A 17905-nucleotide genomic window follows, 5' to 3' on the forward strand; every position below is an offset into this window, starting at 1 on the left:
GATGAAACTGTTGCAGCAACTCTCGGATGACCTGGAAGGGCTCGTGGCCGGCGCGGCTCCGGCGGTGGTGGGCGTGGAGCACGCGCGCGGCCACGGCACGGGCCTGTTCCTCACGCCGGATGGCTACGTGCTCACCAACCGGCACGTGGTGATGCGCACGCCCAAGCGCCTCACCGTGCAGCTCCACAACGGCGAGGAGCGCCGGGCCACGCTGGTGGGCGGCGATGCGCCCACGGACCTCGCGGTGGTGCGCGCGGAGGGCGAGGACTTCCCCACGCTGCCGCTCGCGGATCCGGAGACGGTGCGGGTGGGGCAGTTGGTGATGGCCATTGGCAATCCCTTCCGCCTGGAGCAGTCGGTGTCACTGGGCGTGGTGAGCGCCATCAACCGCTCCATCACGCTGCCGGACGGGGTCATCCTGGAGGGGATGCTCCAGACGGACGCGGCCATCAACCCGGGCAACTCCGGCGGGCCGCTGCTCGACACGCGAGGGCGCGTGGTGGGGCTCAACACGCTGGTGTTGCCGTTCGCGCAGGGGATTGGCTTCGCGGTGAGCGCCACCACGGCGGCCTGGGTCGCGAGCCTGCTCATCCAGCGCGGCCGGGTGGACCGGAAGTTCCTGGGCATCGCCGCCACGGCGGTGAACCTGGAGCCCGCGCTCGCGAAGGACACCGGCCAGCCGCGAGCGGTGCGCGTGTTGAAGGTGCAGGAGGGCACGCCCGCGGACGACGCGGGGCTCCAGCCGGACGACCTGCTGCTCGGCATCAACAGCCGGCCGGTCAACAGCGTGGACGACCTGCAGCGGCTGATGGCGCTCGCCACCGAGGAGGAGGTGCACCTGGACGTGCTGCGCAAGGGCCGCCGAAAGGGCGTCTCCGCCCGGGCCCGCCACCGCCGCGAGCCGGTGGCGGCCTGAGCTCAACGGGCAGGCTCACGGCCACGTCAGCATCAAGCCCACGCCGTCCGGCGCGGGCACCAGACGCGCCGTGAGCTGCCCGTTCAGCTTCGCGTTGAGGAACGTCAGCACGCCGTCGAACACGAGCAGGAACGCGCCCTGCATGAGCACGCTCTTGCCCCAGCCCCTCAAGCGCTCCGAGTCCTTGCGCAGCCCTCGCTCCCACAGGAGCCCGCCGAAGGCGATGTAGCCCACGTCCAGGCCCGCGTTGAAGAGCAGCAGCTTCTCCATCCGCTGTCCTTCGGACAGGCTGCGCGCCAGGTCCCATGAGGCCGGATCCGCCGTCGCCTGTCCGTGATAGCCGAGCCCCGCGATGACCAGGTTCACCACGTTCCAGGCCGCGTTCGCCTGGAAGAAGGCCCGCGTCTCGCCTTCGCTCGCGAAGTGTCCTGCGACGCCCGTGCCGATGTTCAGCACCGCCCAGCCGAACAGGATGCCCATCGCGGTCCGGTTCACGCGCACCGCCTCCGCGTTGTGCTCCGCGAGCCACGCCTTCGCGTCCGGGGCAGGCGTCTCCTGCGCCACCCCAGGCATCGCGAAGAACAACAGCACCAGGACACAGCAGGAACGCACGAGGCGGGCGGGAACCATGGCCGCACTCTAGGCCCCCGGCGGGCGCTACCGTTCGCCGTCGTCGCTGAGCGGCGGCGCTTCCCTCGCGGGCTCCGTGCCCTTCTGCGCGCCGTAGCCGCCAATGCCCTTCTGGAGGATGCGGTCCTCGCCCACGTCCTCGTCCGTCACGTCGCCCCTTTCGGTGCCCGCACGCTGGTGCCTGGCTTCACGCTCCAGCTCCTCCGCGCTGTGAGTGTCCGTGCGCTCGGGCCCCTTCACCGGCGGCCCTTTGTTGCTGGCCATGGTCGCGTCTCCTGTCTGGATGTCCTGCCCTCCAGGACAAGGTCCGGCGCGACTCCGCCTCCGACAAGGCCACTGGCGGGCTAGCATGGCCCGCTGCCTCGCATCCCGGAGCCGCCCCGCCATGCCCCACCCGGCCGACGCTGTCCCCTCCGGCTGTCCCTTCAGCGGCACGGGTCAGCCCTCCGCCGCTCGCGTACCCGGCCCCGTCTACCGGAAGCCCTTCTGGCGAGCGCGGCTGCCCGAGGTGAGCCGGGAGATCGCCTCCCTGGATGCACGGCGTGACTGCCAGCGCATCGTGCACCTGCTGACCAACTACGAGTTCCCCTTCGACATCGTGCGGTCCACGGAGATCGCCCTCTTCCACACCTACGGCAGCCGCTCCGTCTCACGCCTGTTGGACCGCACGGGCGAGTTCAACAAGCGGGGCCAGAAGCGCTACGACGACACGCGGCTGCTCATCGCGCGGTTCATGGAGTGCGGCTGGGAGGGAGAGGCGGGGCGCCGCTCGCTGGAGCAGATGAACCACATCCATTCCTTCTTCCGCATCCCGAACGAGGACTTCCTCTTCGTGCTGTGGACGTTCATCGACTTCCCCATCCAGTGGATGGCGAACTACGGCTGGCGTCCCTTCACCGCGCACGAGCAGGAAGCCTGGTTCCATTACTGGTGCGAAATCGGCCGCCGCATGGGCCTGAAGGACCTCCCCGAGGACAAGCCCGCCTACGACGCCTTCATCCGCGACTACGAGGCGCGCGAGTTCATCCCCAACGAGGCCAGCCACCGCGTGGCCCAATCCACCGTGGACATCCTCGCCGGCTGGGTCCCGCGCCCGCTGCGTCCGCTGGTGGCCCCCATCAGCCTCAGCCTGGTGCCGCCGCGCCTGCTCCCCGCCATCCAGTTCGAATCCCCACCCGCCTGGGTGGGAGGTCTGGTCCGAGGCGCCCTCAAGCTGCGCAAGCGAGTCAAACGCCACGTCTCCCTGGAGCGCTACCCGTCGACCCTGGAGACGACGCTCAACCGCACCTACCCCGGCAACGCCTACCGCATCGAAGGCCTGGGCCCGGACTACGCCCACCGCGACGCGGAATGAAACCGGGTGAGCCAGGCACAAAGGGCCGCCACGGACTCATCCAGCGTCTGACGTGGCCCCCAGAACATCGGGGCGATTGCCTCGAAGGCGGCCTGGATGGCCGCGGTGCCTTCACCACCTGGGAGAAAGTGCCGCACGTCTCCGACAGGAGGCGCCGCGATCTGCTTCTGCCGGATCATCTCCTCGGCCAGCGCACGGACGTCCGGGTAGTCAGCAAGAGGAGGTAGCTCCTCTTCCGCGGCGATGATGCGCGCCGCGTCCTCATAGTGACGTACGAAAGTAGCAGGCTCCAGCGGCTCCCTCTGGAGCCGGCGTTGGATGGCATCCACCTTCTCCAACAGCGTGACCATGGGATGGACGCACCGCACGGCCCTGGGGCGGTTGTCCTTGAAGTCCGTCAACTGCCGCTGGGCCTTGAGCTCTTCGTGGACGAATGACGCCATGTCACGCCGGACAAAAGGCGTCACCCGCGCATTGCCGACTTCCAGGAGGACAAAGGGACGCAGGATTCCCACCATGCTGCCCAGGTGCTGCGCCGGATACAGGATGCGCACACTGGCGGAGCGCCAGTGCCGATCCGCTCCATCGACATCCAGCTCCGTCCGCGCTCCTGGGACCTGGATGCGCTCGGCCAAGGCCTCGAAGTACGCCCGGCGGGCCTTCGTCGCGCCTGCTCCGGTGCGGCTCCAATCCGTCACCCGGGGAAGCTCGACCGACCCGGCCTCCAGCTTGAGGTCCAGGTCTTCCGAGAACCGCTGGATGAGGGAGAAGCCCTTCGAGAGTGACGTGCCACCCTTGAACCAGTCCTCGAAGCCCGTGTCGTGCAGGGCCCACAGCGTATGGGTGACCCAGTAGTCCTTCTCGGTAAGGCCCAGGGAGAGCCGCCGTTTGTCGGCGACGATTCGCAGCAGTTGATCGAATTCGGGGTCTTCGTGGATGAAGGTCATGCAGAGGCAGAGCGGATCGCTTCGTGGATCCACTCACGCGTGCTCTGCCTACCAAACCGGTCAGACATCTCTCCGAGCCGCCGGACATCGAACGCGCTTCGCTTCAGTGCTCGCGTCAATGCACGCGTCAACCCAGCGGGCGCGACGCCGGCACTCCCGGCGTTCTCGAAGAGATCCACCACGAACCACTCCGGCGTCGGGGGTTGGGGGAAGGCGACCCGCCGCAGCTCGAAGGTCCTTCCCCCCAACTCGAAGCGTCCCGAGCGCTTCGTGTTGTAGACGAGCGCCGAAGCGAAGACCGCCGTGGCCCCCAACCCGAGCGCGTTCCATCGCTCAGGCCCGGTGAAGACGAACGGGCTGCCCTCCAGGAACGCCTTCATGATGGCTTCATCGGACGGAGCCACCACGCCGAAGCGCCCCCGCCTGGGACAGGCATAGAGCCCATGCGCCAGGGGAATCAGCACGCCCTCGCCCACCAATCGCCGGGCCAGCCGAGGCGCATTCGCGCCCCACGTGGCCAGCTCCTTCGTCCGGTAGACGCGGCCCGGCTCCAGCACGGGATGGACGGCGGCGGGCATGGTGGTACGAAATTTCCCGAAGAAAAAAGATAACGTCAACTTCGAAAAAACCCGCGTCCCTTCGCAGGGACACGGGCCTTCAAGCCTCACGACGCGGACAGCGGCTCAGCTCTTGTACTTCACGGAGCAGCCGTACGGCTCGGAGCTCGGGGTCGCGACCTGCTTGCCGTTGAGGAGCGCGTCCACCGCCGTCTGCACGTAGTTCACCTTGGTGGTTTCCTTGCCGCGCGGGTCGTTGTCGATGGCGCCCGCGTAGCGGACCACGCCCTCACCGTCGATGACGTACATGTGCGGCGTCGTCTTCGCCGCGTAGCTCTTGCCCACCGCGCCGTCCGTGTCCAGCAACACCGGCTGGCTGAAGCCCTCCTTCTTCTTCCACTCCGCCGCGCTCTTCGCGTTGTGCGTGGAGGACGAGTCCACCGTCAGCCACACCACCTTCTTCGCGTCGAAGCCCTTCTGCGTGTTCTGCATCGTCTTGGCCTCGTAGTGCCGCTTCACGAACGGGCACTCCGGGTTCGTCCACTCGAGCACCACCACCTTGCCCTTGTACTCGGACAGCGAGTGGGCCTTGCCCGCCTCGTCCTTCAGCGTGAACGCCGGAGCGGGCTTGCCCACCTCCGCGGTGTCAGCGGCGAAGACGGGTGCGGACACGAAAGCCGCGGTGAGAGCGAGAGCCTTGAAGACCTGCTTCATGACGGAACCTCCAATGAGTTGAACGCCGCGCAACGAACAGCCCTACCGCCACTTCACTCCCAGCTCAAGGCCGGGCACACACCACCGAGCCACCCTTCAACGGAGACCCGCACTCCGCCGCGCGCTGTACCGCCTGGATGACGCTGTCCGCGGTGAGCAGCTCGTTGAGCACCTCCGGCTTGTCCGGCGCGCCCGGGCTCAACACCAGGTACATGGGCACGCCCGCGCGGCCATGCTCCGCCAGCTTCGTGGTGATGCGCGCGTCCCGCCGCGTCCAGTCCGCCACGAAGAACGCCACGTTGTGCTTCAGGAACGCCTGCCGCACGTCGTCGCGCGACAGCACGGTGCGCTCGTTGAACTTGCACGTGAGGCACCAGTCCGCCGTGAAGTCCACGAACACCGGCTGTCCCGCCGCCAGCGCCGCCGTCACCGCCGCCTCGTCCCACGCCTGCGCCCCGCCGTGCGACGCCACCGCCGCGCCGCGCGTCTCCACGGACGCCTGCGCCTCCTCGAAGCGCAGCGCCACCGCGCCCGCGCCCACCAGCACCAGCGCCGCCAGCGCCACCGTCACGCCCCGGCGCCCGCCCTCCAGGCCCTGCGACTGGCCGTACAGCCACGTGACCAGGCCCACCGCGATGAGGAACGCGAGCAGCCGCGCCATGCCGTCCACGCCGGCCAGCCCGCCCATCACCCACACCAGCCACACCGTCGTGCCCAGGAGCGCGAAGCCCAGGAACTGCTTGCCGCGCTCCATCCACATGCCCGGCTTGGGCAGCCGCTTCGCCAGCCCCGGCACCAGCACCAGCAGGCAGAAGGGCAGCGCCAGGCCCAACCCCAGCGCCACGAACACCGCCACCACCGTGGCCGGACCCGCCGCGAACGCGAAGCCCACCGCCGTGCCCAACAGCGGCGCCGAGCACGGCGTCGCCAGCACCACCGCGAGCACGCCCTCGCCCGCGCTGCGCATCAGGCCGTGGCTCTGGTCCACCTTGCCCGCCAGCGCCGTGCCGTCCGCGCCCAGCGTGTAGACGCCGAAGAGGTTGAGCGCGAACGCCACCAGCACCGCGCTCACGCCCGCGACGAACAGCGGCTCCTGGAACTGGAAGCCCCAGCCCACGCTGGCCCCGCCCGCGCGCACCGCCAGCACCGCGCCCGCGAGCAGCAGCATCGTCGCCAGGATGCCGCCCGCGTACGCCGCCGCGTGCGGCGCCACCTTGCCCTTCTCCTCCTGCACCATCCGCGTGAAGCCGTACGCCTTGAGCGCCAGCACCGGGAACACGCACGGCATCAGGTTGAGCAGCGCGCCGCCCAGGAACGCGAACAGCAGCGCGACGCCCAGCCCCAGCGACGACTCGGCCGCGACGGGAGCCGCCGCCACCACGGGCTGAACCTTGCCCACCGCGTCCTTCACCGACGGGACCTTCAGGGGCGCGGGGCCCGCTGGCGCGCCGGCCGCCGCCACCACCGGCGCGAGCGCCGTGTCCACGTCCACCGCCGTGAAGCCCGTGGCCTTCGTGCCCAGGCGCAGCGCGCCCGTGAGCCGGGGCTCGCCCTTGGGCACCACCGACGACGCCTGACCCTTCAGCGCGAACGTGCCCGGCGCCGTGCGCGTCAGCGCCACGCTGTCCACGCCCAGGATGCGGCCGGGCACGAAGAAGTCACCCTCCACGTCGCCCGCGAACGGCTTGCCGTCCGCCCCTGTCACCGTGAGCGTGCCGGTGAACGGCTGGCCCGCGGTCAGCGTCGCGCCGTCCAGCGCCAGGGCCACGCGCGGCGCGCCCTCCGCCCCCACCGGCGCCGGCACCTGGGCCTGCGCGGCGTCGAAGCGCGGCGCGAACTCCGGGTCCAGCACCGTCTCCGGCCCCACCGGCACCGTGCGCGTCAGCACCAACTGCGCGGGGATGCAGTGCACCTTGCACGCGAGCGCGTCCACCGCCGCCGACACGTTCAGCGTGCCCGAGGCGTTCTCCGCCACGTGCGCGGGCGCGAACAGCAGCACCTCGTCGTGGTAGCCGTGCGTGGTGATGAAGCCGTCCGGCGTGCGGAACGTGCTGGGGAAGGGCCAGCGCAAATCGCCCACCGTCACGCCCGGCACATCCCACGACACGTCCGTGGCCAGGCCGGAGTCGCCCGGGTTCTTCCAGTAGACGTGCCACTCCGGGTCCAGCTTGAGGCGCACGCCCACGCGGAAGTCGCCGCCCGCCTTCACCTGCGTGGCATCCAGGAGCAGCGCGCCCTCCAGGCGCGGGTCGCCCTCGTCCGGCGCGGTGCTGCCCACGGCGGTGGGCGGCAGCGCGGCCTGGGCCCCCGCCGCCAACAGCAGCGCGCCCACCACGCCCAGCCCACCGAGCCGGCTTCCAGACCTCTTGCTCCACGGATGCGTCATGCGACTCCCGTTAATCCACCTGGAAACGCCGTGCTACCTGGGATGCGTCCCCACAGGGTGCACTCAACCTTCCGGGCAGCCGGGCATTCCGCATGCCCGCACGCCCGGCGCCAGGGGCCACCCCGGGCCGCCGCGCCATCCCCCATACGCTCAAGGACTCCGGGCGGTTACGACTCCGTGTTGCCCGTCTTCCAGGGCAGCAGCGCCGCGCCGTCCAGGGTCCCCGCCGGGGGGGAGCCCCCGTTCGCGGCGGCGGGCAGGGCCGCGCGGGCCGGGGGCGGCGCATGGGCCGGGGCCGGGAGCGCCGGCCCGATGCGGCTCATGGTGATGCGCGACACCTCCGACTGGGCCCGGCGGACGCCCAGGGCGGACGGCTGGGCCGCGCGGCGCTCCACCGCCCGGCGCAGGTCCGCCAGGCGGTCCACGTGCCGCTGCGCGGGGACCTCCGCGGAGCCCAGGCGGGCCAGCTTGTAGAGCCCCTTGTCCGCGCCCTCGAGCGCCCGCTCGGCCGCGTCCTGCTGACGGCGGGAGAGCGCCTTCCAGGCGGCGGCCTCGTGGGACACGAGCTCCAGCTCCGCGGACACCGCGCGCACGAAGCGGCCCTCGTCGCTGTCCGGCAGCAGGCGCGTCACCGGCACGGACAGCCGCCGGGTGTCGCCGTGCTCCGTGTATGAAGCGGTGACGGTGAGGTTCCAGTCGCCCTTCTCCAACACGCCCGCGAAGAGGACGCGGCGCGGGAACGCGTGCGACACCGCCCCCAGCGCGGCGCTCATCGCGTCTCCCTCCACGCGCGACGGGTAGCGGTGCCGGCAGCGCAGGTCCGCGAAGCCCGTGGGCAGCACGTACACGCGCGCGTCCGCCACCACCTCGCCGAACAGCTCCGCGCCCAGCGCGCCCACCGCCAGCGGCAGGCCCTCCGCGTCGTCCACGTGCGTGAAGCCCGTGCCGGACGGGCCGGTGAGGGCCTCCAGGATTTCCGGCAGGTAGTGCTTGCCCAGCCCCAGCGCGTGCAGCGCCACGCCGGAGTCGTGCACCCGCTGGCCCAGGACCTTGAACTCGCCCAGCGCGGTGGGCCCCACGGAGGGCTCGCCGTCCGTGAGCATCAGCAACTGCGGCCGGGCGCCCGGCACCAGCACGCGCCGCACGGCCTCCGCGCCGTTCTCCACGGCCTCGTGCAGCGAGGTGCCCTCCCCGGAGTCCAGGCGGGAGAGCGCCTTGAGGAACGCCGCCTTCGCGCCCGGCTCCATCGCGCGCACGGGCAGCACCTGCTCCGCGTCCGCGTCGAAGGTGAGCAGGCCCACGTAGTCCCGGGGCCCCGCCCGCTCCACCAGCGCGCGGGCCGCCTCCACCGCCGCCGCCAGCGGCGCGCCCCGCATGGACGCGCTGCGGTCGATGACCAGGTTCACCGCCACCGGGGCCCGAGGCGTCTCCGCTTCGGCCTCCAGGGTCACCAGCAGCAGCACTTCACGGCCGCCCTCCGCGTCGCGCTCCACTGCCCAGGCCGTCTGCTTCATCCGCACTCCCGCATGGTGGGTGGCCCCATCCCGCTCTTCGACGCGATTGCCGTCGCGACGACCTCCTGGCCCCGGACGCCCCTGCGCGGGCCCGCGTCCGCCCGGAAGTCCTGTCGCTGTTCCGGGAGGATGTCGGGTTTCCGGTCGCGAAAGCAACGTGTCCGGCCTGACCAGCCCCCGGGCTCCCAGGCCCCGCCCGGCACCGGCGATCACCCACTCCGGCGGATTCGTTCAACGCTTTACGGATTTACATCTTGAGGGTCCGCCACCGGTCATTCCCGGGGACCGCTCCGAGGGGCTCGACCCGACCTTGGGCGGGGAGCGTCACGGCGTCCAGCGCACTGCATCAGCGTCCGGGAGTGCAAGCTCCCAAACCTGTCCGACAGTCCGACAGGTTCTTCGACCTCTTCAACGGAGGCCCCCGCGCAATCCACCGGCCGCGGGGGCAGGGCGTCACTCCGCCACGTGCCAGCCGCCCCAGGCCTCTTCGTCCAGGTGGCCCCAGCGCCGCTCGTCCGTGGGGTCCAGCGGAACCGAACGGCCGTTTTCACCCGTCGCGGACAGCTCCAGGTCGTCCAACCCCTCGTCCAGGTACGTGCTCTCGTCGTGGCTCATGTCCGGCTCCTCGGCGCTCCATTCACGGGGTGTACGGCCCTTGACGGCTCGCGTCCCCTTGGACGCCCTGCGTCGGTCACCGGGCCCGCCCCATGCGGGTCCCTTTACAAGCGCTTCTTGACCGATTTACGAACATGTTGGGAGTACTCCCCGGTTTTGTAAAGCCCTGGGGCCAGCAAAGTTCATGGAGCGTCCGTCACACCCCGCCCGGCCGGCTGCCTTCCGGCACGCCAGGCGCGGGGGTTTCGCGCACGCCACGTCCCAGGCGGACGGTGGGTGGGGACCGCCCTGGAGGGTGGCCTGGAAGCGGTGGAGGGAACGCTGCGGAACATGGCCCCCGCACGGTGCTTGATTCGCGAATCACCCCTGCTAGGGTTGACAACCACTCCAGAATTGCCGCGTCGCAGCAACCGGCGTTGCGTCGTGCGGCCCCAGAGGGTCCCGAGGTTCCATGAACCCCATCATCACCGGCCTGCTGCTGGCAGGCGCAGTCTCACTCTTCGTCATCACGATGTCCGGCCGCGTGGGCGTGCTGCTCGCGATGAAGAAGGAGAACCGGCTGGACCACATCCCCTACCGCGTGGCGCAGTTGGTGCGCTTCGGGTTGGGCCAGAAGCGCATGGTGGACCCGGAGGAGTTCACGCCGGGCCTGTTCCACATCTTCATCTACGCGGCGTTCATGGTGCTGGCGGTGCGCACCATCATGCTGTTCGTGATGGGCTTCTCGTCCACCGCGCTGGACGTGCTCACCGACCTGTCCCACCCGGCGTGGGACGCGGCGCCGCCGCTGCTGGGCCTCTACAAGGTCTACCTGCTGGTGAAGGACATCGTCGCGGCGCTGGCGCTCGCGGGCGTGGCCTACTTCGTGTGGACGCGCTGGAAGGTGAAGCCGGACCGCATGTCCCAGTCCTGGGAGGCCTACCTCATCCTGGGCTTCATCGCGGGCCTGATGATCACCGAGTTCATGTTCGGCGGCAGCCACATGGTGGCCGCGCACGCCGCCGCGCAGCAGGTGCCCATGGGGGCCACGCAGGTGCCGGCGGCGCCGTCCGCGATGGTCTGGTGGGAGCCCGTCACCAGCCTGACGGGCCTGGCGATGATGCCCCTGGGCGCCACGGCGGCGCACGCCCTGGGCGTGGGCGGCTTCTTCATCCACCTGACCATCATCCTGGCGTTCCTGAACTTCCTGCCGCTGGGCAAGCACTTCCACATCATCACGGGCCTGCCCAACGTCTTCTTCCAGCGCACGCACTCCACCGGCAAGCTGCCCACGCCCAACCTGGAGAAGGAGGAGTTCGGCGCCGCCACGGTGAAGGACCTCACCTGGAAGAACGGCATGGACCTGTACTCCTGTACGGAGTGCGGCCGGTGCCAGACGCACTGTCCCACTTACATCACGGGCAAGCCGCTCACGCACAAGGCCGTGAACCAGGACCTGAAGCACTGGATCTGGGAGAACGAGCGCTGGGTGGAGGAGGGCTACGGCCCCCACGGCGTGAAGGAGCCCCTGCCGGAGATCGTCGGCAGCGCGCTGAAGGCGGAGACGGTGTGGGCGTGCACGAGCTGCGGCTGGTGCGAGCAGGCCTGCCCGGTGTTCATCGAGAACGTCCCGCGCCTCATCGACATGCGCCGCTACCAGGTGCAGGTGAAGGCGGAGTTCCCGCCGGAAATCCAGCGCGTGTTCGAGGGCATGGAGCGCCAGGGCAACCCCTGGGGCATCGGCCAGGACCGGCGCGACGAGTGGGCGGAGGACCTGGCGCTGCCCACCTGGGGTGACGGCGGCGAGTACGAGTACCTGTTCTTCGTGGGCTGCGCGGGCAGCTACGACGACAAGCAGAAGAAGGTGAGCCGCGCGCTGGTGAAGATCATGCGCGAGGCGGGCGTGTCCTTCGCGACGCTGTCCAAGCAGGAGATGTGCAACGGCGACTCCGCGCGCCGCATGGGCAACGAGTACCTGTACCAGACGCTGGCCAAGACGAACGTCGAGTCCTGGAACGCGATGGGCGTGAAGGCGGTCATCACGCAGTGCCCGCACTGCTTCAACACCATCAAGAACGAGTACCCGGAGTTCGGCGGCGAGTACCGCGTCATCAACCACACGCAGCTCATCAACGAGCTGCTCAAGGACAAGCGCATCAAGCTGTCCTCGGTGATGAACGCCGGGACGAAGCTGACCTACCACGACCCCTGCTACCTGGGCCGGCACAACGGCGTGTACGACGCGCCCCGTGAGGTGCTCAACGCCATCCCGGGCCTGGAGGTGGTGGAGATGCAGCGCAGCAAGCGCGAGGGCTTCTGCTGCGGCGCCGGTGGTGGCCGGATGTGGATGGAGGAGCACATCGGCACGCGCATCAACCACAACCGCATCAACGAGGTGGCCCTCACGCTCAAGCACGCGGAGGACCCGAACACGCCCTACCCCGACGCCGCGGACAAGAAGAAGCCGGGCATGGTGGGCGACTACAAGGAGCCGGGCGGCAAGGGCATCGTCGCGGTGGCCTGCCCGTTCTGCTCCACGATGCTCAACGACGCGAAGAACGACACCGGCCGCGAGCAGATCCAGGTCAAGGACATCACCGAGCTGGTCGCCGACGCCCTGGAGACGAGCAACAAGGGCGGCACGGTGGCGCCGAGCCCCGTGGTGAGCGCCAAGCCGGAGTAGCGCTCCGTCCGGCGCGGATGTGACGAGGGCCCGGTGGCTCCCCAAAGTGGGAGCGGCCGGGCCCTTCGCCTTTCCGGGCCCTGGAGACTACTTGCGGCCCTTGGGGGCGTTGCCCTCCGAGCGCAGCACGCGCTCCAGGCGCTTCGTGGCGCCGTCGTCCCCCAGCTTGCTGGTGACGTAGGCGCCCGCGGAGGCGAGCTTGCGGCGGAGGCCGCCGGGTGGGACCTCGGACGGGCGCGAGGGGCGGGAGGGAATCTCCTCGACGCCCTGGTTCTTGAGCAGCGTGCGCGCCATGTCCTTCTCGTCCGAGGTGGCGTGCGGGAACAGGAGCGCGCAGACCTGGAGGTGGCCGTAGGCGGCGGCGGCGACGAACGGCGTCTCGCCCACGGAGTCCGGCAGCGTGGGGTCCGCGCCGGCCTCCAGGAGCACGCGCACCAGGTCCTCCTGGCCCGAGCGCGCGGCCACCATCAGCGGCGTGCGGCCCTCGTCGTCGAAGGGGTTGGGGTCCGCGCCCGCGTCGAGCTGGGCGCTCAGGGCGGCGCGGTCACCCGCGGCGACGGCATCGAACAGGGACACGGTGCGTACCTCCGGCAGGACGCGCGGGAGCATGGCGGTTCGGCGGACGCGACGCCAGGGAGGGGCCCACGCGCTGGCTTTACGGCGGAGCGCGGAGGGCATTGCCGTTTCGCGCCGCCGGGTGCCCGCTTAAAGGGCGGGCAGGAGGCACGGCGTGGCTCTCTTCGCGGCGCGGGTCCTGGGTGCGACGTTCGTGGTGCTGGGCGCGTCCATGCTGGTGCTGACCTGGGGCTCGTACCGGCGGGACATGGGCATCCTGCGCGAGGGGCTGCACGCGCAGGGGACGGTGGTGAAGAAGGAGTTCCTCTCCGCGCCGGACGACAGTGACTACGTCCTCGTCTACGCCTTCACGCCGGAGGGCGGCACGCGACAGGAGCACCGGCGCCACATCTCCTCGGAGCTGTGGAAGCGGCTGCGCCCCGGGGACCGCGTCCAGGTGCGGTATGGCCTGAGCGATCCGCGCCGCAGCTTCCCGGAGGGCCAGGGGGTGACGTCGCTGGGGCTCGCCCTCTTCTTCAGCGTCATCCTGGGGTTGCTCACCCTCCTGGGGCTGGTGGCGCTGTTGGGGAAGGTGGTGCCGGAGTCCCCCCAGGTTGCCCCCGGGTCACCCCACCCGTCATCCTGAGACGGCCATGCCCATGAACGCGGTCCTGCTCGGGGTGCTCCTCATCGGGGCGCCCCTGGTGATGATGGTGCGGCTGCTGCTCCAGGATCAGCTCACCCTGGAGCTGCGGGAGCGGGGAGAGCACGCCCGGGGCGAGGCGGTCCGCGTCCGCACGAGCTGGATGAACAGGAAGTACCGCGTCGTGGAGTCTGCCGGACGGCTCGGAGGTCCGCGGCAAGTACAAGGAGCACCGGCGCGGGTTCGCGGCCTCGGGCAGGCTGCGGACCTACGACGTCCGCTGAACCGGACGGACGCATACTGACCGGGCCATTGCCCGTCACCTCGAGGCCACCATGAACCCAACGGAAGTGGTCGTGATGGTGGTGATCGTCGTACCGGCCCTCTTCGGGGTGCTGGTGTGGCTGCTGCTCCAGCGCGACCTCACCCTGAAGCTCCAGGAGGAGGGGCTGCACGCCCATGGCGAGGTGGTCCACGTGGGCTGGGATTCCGACCACGAGTACATCATCGTGAAGTACGTCCTCCACCTGCGGGACGGCACGGACCTCCACGACCAGTACACCGTGCAGAACCCGAGGCAGAAGGTCCTCCCTGCCGTGGGAGACACGGTGGAGGCCCTCTACCTGCCGCACAAGCCCCGCCGCCACCAGCGCGTGGGCACGGAGATTGGAACAGGCAGGCTGCTGTTCAGGATGGGGGCCCTGGTGCTGCTGATGGTCGTCCTGGTGGCCGTGGCGCTGCTCGTCGCCAGGCCGAAGGGCTCCACGCCCCCACCCGGGCTCCGGAGCTACGAAGCGCCGCTTCCCGCCGGGGAGAAGCGGCGGCAGGGCGAGGACTAGTTGGGCCCGTAGAAGGGCTCGTTCGCGGCGGGCACCGCGAGCGTCACGGAGCTGGCCGTGGAGGACACCGGGGCGCGGTAGATGCTCGGGTCACCGCCGGAGTCGTTGAAGAGGAAGCCCAGCTCCGTGCTGCTCGTCCAACTGGGGAAGCTCTCCTGCACGGTGCTCGCGGTGTAGTCCGTCAGCCGCCGCAGGGCGCCGCCGAGGCCCGAGGCCGTCACGTTGCCCACGAAGATGCGCGTGCTGCCGGAGGACAACCGCCCGTCCAGGGCAATCTGCCGCCCGTCCGGCGAAATCACCGCGCGGTTCGCGATTGCCAGCACCTCGTTGCCCAGCCGCACGTAGCTGGGGCTGCCGCCGCCCACCGGCACGAACGCGAGCTGGTCGAACTGGAAGGAGTTGGTGCCCGCGGGCGCCACCACCGTGTTCCCGCTGGGGAAGAAGGACGGCGCGCCGTAGGCGATGGTGGTGCCGGGCGTCAGCTCCACGAAGCCGCTGCCATCCGCCGCGATGCGGCCCAGCGAGCTCTGCGACCCCGAGCCCCGGTCGAACGCGAACACGATGGTGCGCCCATCCGGGCTGAAGGTGGGGCCGCGGAAGTTGGTGCAACCGCCGCACGCCGCGTCGTTGCTGCTCAGCAGCGTGGCCACCGGCCCGCCCGTGGTGGGCACCGTCTGGAGGGACGACGTGCTGCCCGAGCGCTGCACGAACACGATGCTGTTGCCGTTCCTGGAGATGGAGGGCGTGAACGCGCCGCCCGCCGTCGTCAGCCGCTGCGGGCTGTTGGGGTCGCCGTCGTCGTCCACCACGTAGACGTTCCGGTCGCCGCGCACGAAGGCGAAGCCCCGGTCGAAGAGGACGTCACCGGCGGTGCCGCCACCTCCAAAGTCCGAGGGCTCGCACGCCCCCAACATCCCCACCGCCACCACACCGCCGAGCCATCGCCGCATGCCCATCATCGCTGTCTCTCCCGCTGTGCCGGCCCTGTCACACGCGCTTCGCGCCCGAACACTACAGGGCGCGCCGGACTGGACGTCAACGCACGCGGAGGCATTCACGCGCGCCCGTGTCGGGGAGCGCGCACGCGCGTTCAGCGGTTGAGGCGGTTCAGTTCGTTGCGGCAGACGTTGCAGGGGCCCAGCGACTTGCGGTCGATGTCCTGCGGGGACTGCGGGAAGAACATCACGCAGCGCGAGTCCTCGCAGTACGACAGGCCGATGAGGTGCCCGGCCTGGTGCACCGCCTCCACCTGCACGCGGCGGCGCAGCGCTTCGCCCTCCGCGCCCTGGCGCAGCCGGAACAGGCTCATCACCGCGACCTGGGACTCCCGGTCCGCCTGCCCGAAGACGAAGGGCGAGTCCGGCTCGAAGAGGTCCGCGTCCGTCACGCCCATCACCAGGTCCTGCGGCGACTCATCCAGCACCGTGCCCAGCCGGCGCATGATGGCGTTGCAGTGGTACTGGCTGCGGTCCTTGTTGAAGGCGTAGGCCGGGGACGACAGCGCCATCCGGCTCACAACCGTGCTGACGCCCAGGTGGGTCGCCAGCGGTTCCTGCAAGGCATTCACGAGCGCGGACGGTGGACTGCCCACGGTGACCAGCAGGAGCGTCTTCTGCGGCATCAGCCCACCGCCTTGTACCTCCGGACGGACATAGACCGCGTCCCCCCGGAGCGGAGTGGCTGGGGCGCAAGGATTCGAACCTTGATAATCAGAGTCAAAGTCTGACGTCCTGCCATTAGACGACGCCCCAGCAGGTTCGCACGCGTACTCGTGGGCCGATACTACGGCACTTTGACGGGCGCGGGAACCCACTCTGACGCTGTCCCCCTCCATCTCCGGCGTCCGGGGGGTGGATCACTCCCCCCGGATGTCGCCTGGGCGGCCTCCGGGGGGGCGGGCTGTCATCCAGCCGACAGGTGGCCCCCCCCTTCAGCCCTTCAGCACGGCCAGGGGCGTGAGCCGCACGCGGGGTGTCACGAGGTCCTCCTCGTCCTCCAGCACCTCGGTGAGGTCCCGGTAGGCGGCGGGGGCCTCCTCCACCAGGGCGTGCGCCCGGCCCGGGTCGAAGACCACGCGGCGCAGGGCGTGGGCCAGGGCGTCCGGGCGGATGCGGGCGCGGGCCTCCGTGCGGGTGAGCACGCGGCCCGCCCCGTGTGAGCAGGAGCGGAAGGCGCGGGGCTCCCCCCGTCCCTCGACGACGTAGGAGGCGGTGCCCATGGAGCCCGGGATGAGCCCCCGGGCCCCCGCGTCCAGCCCCACCGCGCCCTTGCGATGGACCCAGAGCGCGCGGCCGAAGTGCCTTTCGGAGGCGACGTGGTTGTGGTGCACGTCCACGGTGCTCCCCGGGTCCGGGGCCAGGCCCAGCAGGTCCGCCAGCACCGCCAGCGCCCGGACCGCGAGCTGGTCTCGGTTCGCGCGGGCGAAGCGGCACGCCAGGTCCAGGTCATTCACGCACGCCTGGCCCGCTTCGGTGCCGGTGTCGAGCGCGGGCGGCGTGCCCTGTCCGAGCGCCTGGGCCACGCGCTGGTGGTGTTCCCCCACGGCGCCCCCCACGCCCCGCGAGCCGGAGTGGATGAGCAGCCAGAGGTCCCCTGCCCCGTCGCGGTCCAGCTCCAGGAAGTGGTTGCCCCCGCCGAGCGTGCCCAGGTGGCGCGGCGCCAGCCGCTCCCAGGCATGCGCGAGCTTCTGGGTGGACAGCGGAGGAGCTTCGAGCCCGGGCGGCAGGGGCAGGCCCCGTCCCCGGTGCACCGCGTCTCCCACCGGGATGACCCGGGCGAGCTGGGACAGCACCCGCTCCAGGTCCGCGCGCGAGAGCGAGGCGGCGGGGAAGGCGAAGCGGTGCGCGCTCACGCCGCAGCCCAGGTCGTTGCCCAGCGCGCCGGGCACGACGTGGGCTTCCGTCGCGAAGACGGTGCCCACCGCCACGCCCGACGCGAGGTGCACGTCCGGCATCACCGCCACGTGCTCCGTGACGTAGGGCTGCGCGGAGAGGCGCTGGAGCTGCTTCAGGGCCGCCGGGGGCACCGTGCGCGCCCAGGCGAGGAGGGGCACCGCGCCCGGTGGAACTCCGAGGACACGGGGCATCATGCGTCACCCCCTTCGCCGGCTTCAGGCTCCGTGCGTGGGGCGGTGCCCACGAGCACGAAGCGCAGGTGCGGGGTGCGCTTGAGGTTCAGGTGCTGCGCGAGCCGCGAGCGCAGGAAGCCCTCCGCCCGGGCGAGGGCCTCCTTCACGGCGGCGGGGTCCGCGTCGTGCGGCAGCGAGTAGCCGACGCGCACGGTGCGGCCTTCGGGGGACAGCTCGCACGACGTCAGCGTGACGCCTTCGAGCCTGGGGTCGGACAGCTCGCCGCGGAAGAGCAGCGAGACGTCCTCGGAGAGGGTGGACTGGACGCGCAGGTGACGCGCGGACGGAGCTTCGGCATGGAACAGCGAGGAGCCCGAGCGCCGGAGGGACGCGCGGGGACGGCGATGCTTGGAAGAGGACATGAATGAAGACGGATTCCTGCTGGCCGTGCCGGAGCACGGCCGGGTGTGCACGCGAACGACACCGCGCGGACACGCCGTCTGGAC

At 70.8% G+C, this 17905-nt stretch carries 19 protein-coding genes and 1 tRNA gene; 6 read left to right on the forward strand and 14 right to left on the reverse strand.

Going from position 1 to position 17905, the window contains the following annotated elements:
• Position 1: 1 nt before the first annotated feature.
• On the forward strand, positions 2 to 916 hold the full coding sequence (locus K8556_RS24335) for a S1C family serine protease (protein WP_223742474.1): 915 nt from the start codon (positions 2 to 4) through the stop codon (positions 914 to 916).
• 15 nt (positions 917 to 931) lie between these two features.
• Here the strand turns inward: K8556_RS24335 and K8556_RS24340 are convergent, their stop codons facing one another.
• Both K8556_RS24340 and K8556_RS24345 read right to left on the reverse strand, forming a co-directional pair.
• The gene (locus K8556_RS24340) at positions 932 to 1546 is read right to left on the reverse strand and encodes a hypothetical protein (RefSeq protein WP_223742475.1); all 615 of its coding nucleotides are present in this window, start codon (positions 1544 to 1546) and stop codon (positions 932 to 934) included.
• A 27-nt stretch (positions 1547 to 1573) separates the two neighbouring features.
• Entirely contained in the window at positions 1574 to 1810 is a 237-nt protein-coding gene (locus K8556_RS24345; RefSeq protein ID WP_223742476.1) for a hypothetical protein, read from the reverse strand.
• Between the two features lie 121 nt (positions 1811 to 1931).
• Between K8556_RS24345 and K8556_RS24350 the strand changes: the two genes are divergently transcribed.
• A complete protein-coding gene (locus tag K8556_RS24350) occupies positions 1932 to 2900 on the forward strand; it encodes an oxygenase MpaB family protein (RefSeq protein WP_223742477.1) in 969 nt (322 codons plus the stop codon).
• On the opposite strand, the gene K8556_RS24355 is transcribed toward K8556_RS24350, so the two are convergent.
• The 6 genes from K8556_RS24355 to K8556_RS24380 all read right to left on the reverse strand — a co-directional run bounded on the left by K8556_RS24355 (position 2876) and on the right by K8556_RS24380 (position 9633).
• Entirely contained in the window at positions 2876 to 3880 is a 1005-nt protein-coding gene (locus K8556_RS24355) for a nucleotidyl transferase AbiEii/AbiGii toxin family protein (RefSeq protein ID WP_223742478.1), read from the reverse strand. The genes K8556_RS24350 and K8556_RS24355 overlap by 25 nt on opposite strands.
• On the reverse strand, positions 3844 to 4425 hold the full coding sequence (locus tag K8556_RS24360; protein WP_223742479.1) for a hypothetical protein: 582 nt from the start codon (positions 4423 to 4425) through the stop codon (positions 3844 to 3846). The genes K8556_RS24355 and K8556_RS24360 overlap by 37 nt, the downstream gene beginning before the upstream one ends.
• A 105-nt stretch (positions 4426 to 4530) precedes the next feature.
• A complete protein-coding gene (locus K8556_RS24365) occupies positions 4531 to 5118 on the reverse strand; it encodes a redoxin domain-containing protein (protein ID WP_223742480.1) in 588 nt (195 codons plus the stop codon).
• Between the two features lie 64 nt (positions 5119 to 5182).
• Complete coding sequence (locus K8556_RS24370; RefSeq protein WP_223742481.1) at positions 5183 to 7504, reverse strand: protein-disulfide reductase DsbD; 2322 nt, start codon at positions 7502 to 7504, stop codon at positions 5183 to 5185.
• A 167-nt stretch (positions 7505 to 7671) separates the two neighbouring features.
• Positions 7672 to 9018: a VWA domain-containing protein gene (locus K8556_RS24375; protein ID WP_223742482.1), complete on the reverse strand. Its 1347-nt coding sequence runs from the start codon at positions 9016 to 9018 to the stop codon at positions 7672 to 7674.
• 453 nt (positions 9019 to 9471) lie between these two features.
• A complete protein-coding gene (locus K8556_RS24380; RefSeq protein ID WP_223742483.1) occupies positions 9472 to 9633 on the reverse strand; it encodes a hypothetical protein in 162 nt (53 codons plus the stop codon).
• A 451-nt stretch (positions 9634 to 10084) separates the two neighbouring features.
• Here K8556_RS24380 and K8556_RS24385 point away from each other — a divergent pair, with 451 nt between their 5' ends.
• On the forward strand, positions 10085 to 12295 hold the full coding sequence (locus K8556_RS24385) for a (Fe-S)-binding protein (RefSeq protein ID WP_223742484.1): 2211 nt from the start codon (positions 10085 to 10087) through the stop codon (positions 12293 to 12295).
• A gap of 87 nt (positions 12296 to 12382) precedes the next feature.
• Here the strand turns inward: K8556_RS24385 and K8556_RS24390 are convergent, their stop codons facing one another.
• On the reverse strand, positions 12383 to 12871 hold the full coding sequence (locus tag K8556_RS24390) for an ankyrin repeat domain-containing protein (protein WP_223742485.1): 489 nt from the start codon (positions 12869 to 12871) through the stop codon (positions 12383 to 12385).
• A 154-nt stretch (positions 12872 to 13025) separates the two neighbouring features.
• Between K8556_RS24390 and K8556_RS24395 the strand changes: the two genes are divergently transcribed.
• The 3 genes from K8556_RS24395 to K8556_RS24405 are packed head-to-tail and all read left to right on the forward strand — an operon-like array spanning position 13026 to position 14332.
• Entirely contained in the window at positions 13026 to 13496 is a 471-nt protein-coding gene (locus K8556_RS24395) for a DUF3592 domain-containing protein (protein ID WP_223742486.1), read from the forward strand.
• Between the two features lie 7 nt (positions 13497 to 13503).
• Positions 13504 to 13797 (forward strand): hypothetical protein, encoded by a 294-nt coding sequence (locus tag K8556_RS24400; protein ID WP_223742487.1) that lies wholly within the window; start codon positions 13504 to 13506, stop codon positions 13795 to 13797.
• Between the two features lie 31 nt (positions 13798 to 13828).
• Positions 13829 to 14332 carry a DUF3592 domain-containing protein gene (locus K8556_RS24405; RefSeq protein ID WP_223742488.1) on the forward strand — a complete coding sequence of 168 codons (504 nt, stop codon included), beginning with the start codon at positions 13829 to 13831 and terminating at the stop codon, positions 14330 to 14332.
• Here the strand turns inward: K8556_RS24405 and K8556_RS24410 are convergent.
• The 5 genes from K8556_RS24410 to K8556_RS24430 all read right to left on the reverse strand — a co-directional run bounded on the left by K8556_RS24410 (position 14329) and on the right by K8556_RS24430 (position 17821).
• Positions 14329 to 15282 carry a hypothetical protein gene (locus K8556_RS24410; protein ID WP_306799757.1) on the reverse strand — a complete coding sequence of 318 codons (954 nt, stop codon included), beginning with the start codon at positions 15280 to 15282 and terminating at the stop codon, positions 14329 to 14331. The genes K8556_RS24405 and K8556_RS24410 overlap by 4 nt on opposite strands.
• Positions 15283 to 15422: 140 nt before the next feature.
• Positions 15423 to 15953 (reverse strand): non-proteolytic archaemetzincin-like protein, encoded by a 531-nt coding sequence (locus K8556_RS24415; protein WP_223742490.1) that lies wholly within the window; start codon positions 15951 to 15953, stop codon positions 15423 to 15425.
• Between the two features lie 56 nt (positions 15954 to 16009).
• Positions 16010 to 16083 (reverse strand) — tRNA-Gln (locus tag K8556_RS24420).
• A 179-nt stretch (positions 16084 to 16262) separates the two neighbouring features.
• Entirely contained in the window at positions 16263 to 17420 is a 1158-nt protein-coding gene (locus K8556_RS24425) for an RtcB family protein (protein WP_223742491.1), read from the reverse strand.
• Positions 17417 to 17821: a ribosome-binding factor A gene (locus K8556_RS24430; RefSeq protein ID WP_223742492.1), complete on the reverse strand. Its 405-nt coding sequence runs from the start codon at positions 17819 to 17821 to the stop codon at positions 17417 to 17419. Before K8556_RS24430 ends, K8556_RS24425 begins: the two co-directional genes overlap by 4 nt.
• Between the last annotated feature and the right edge of the window lie 84 nt (positions 17822 to 17905).

Source organism: Corallococcus sp. AS-1-12 (assembly GCF_020036995.1).
Taxonomy (GTDB): Bacteria; Myxococcota; Myxococcia; order Myxococcales; family Myxococcaceae; genus Corallococcus.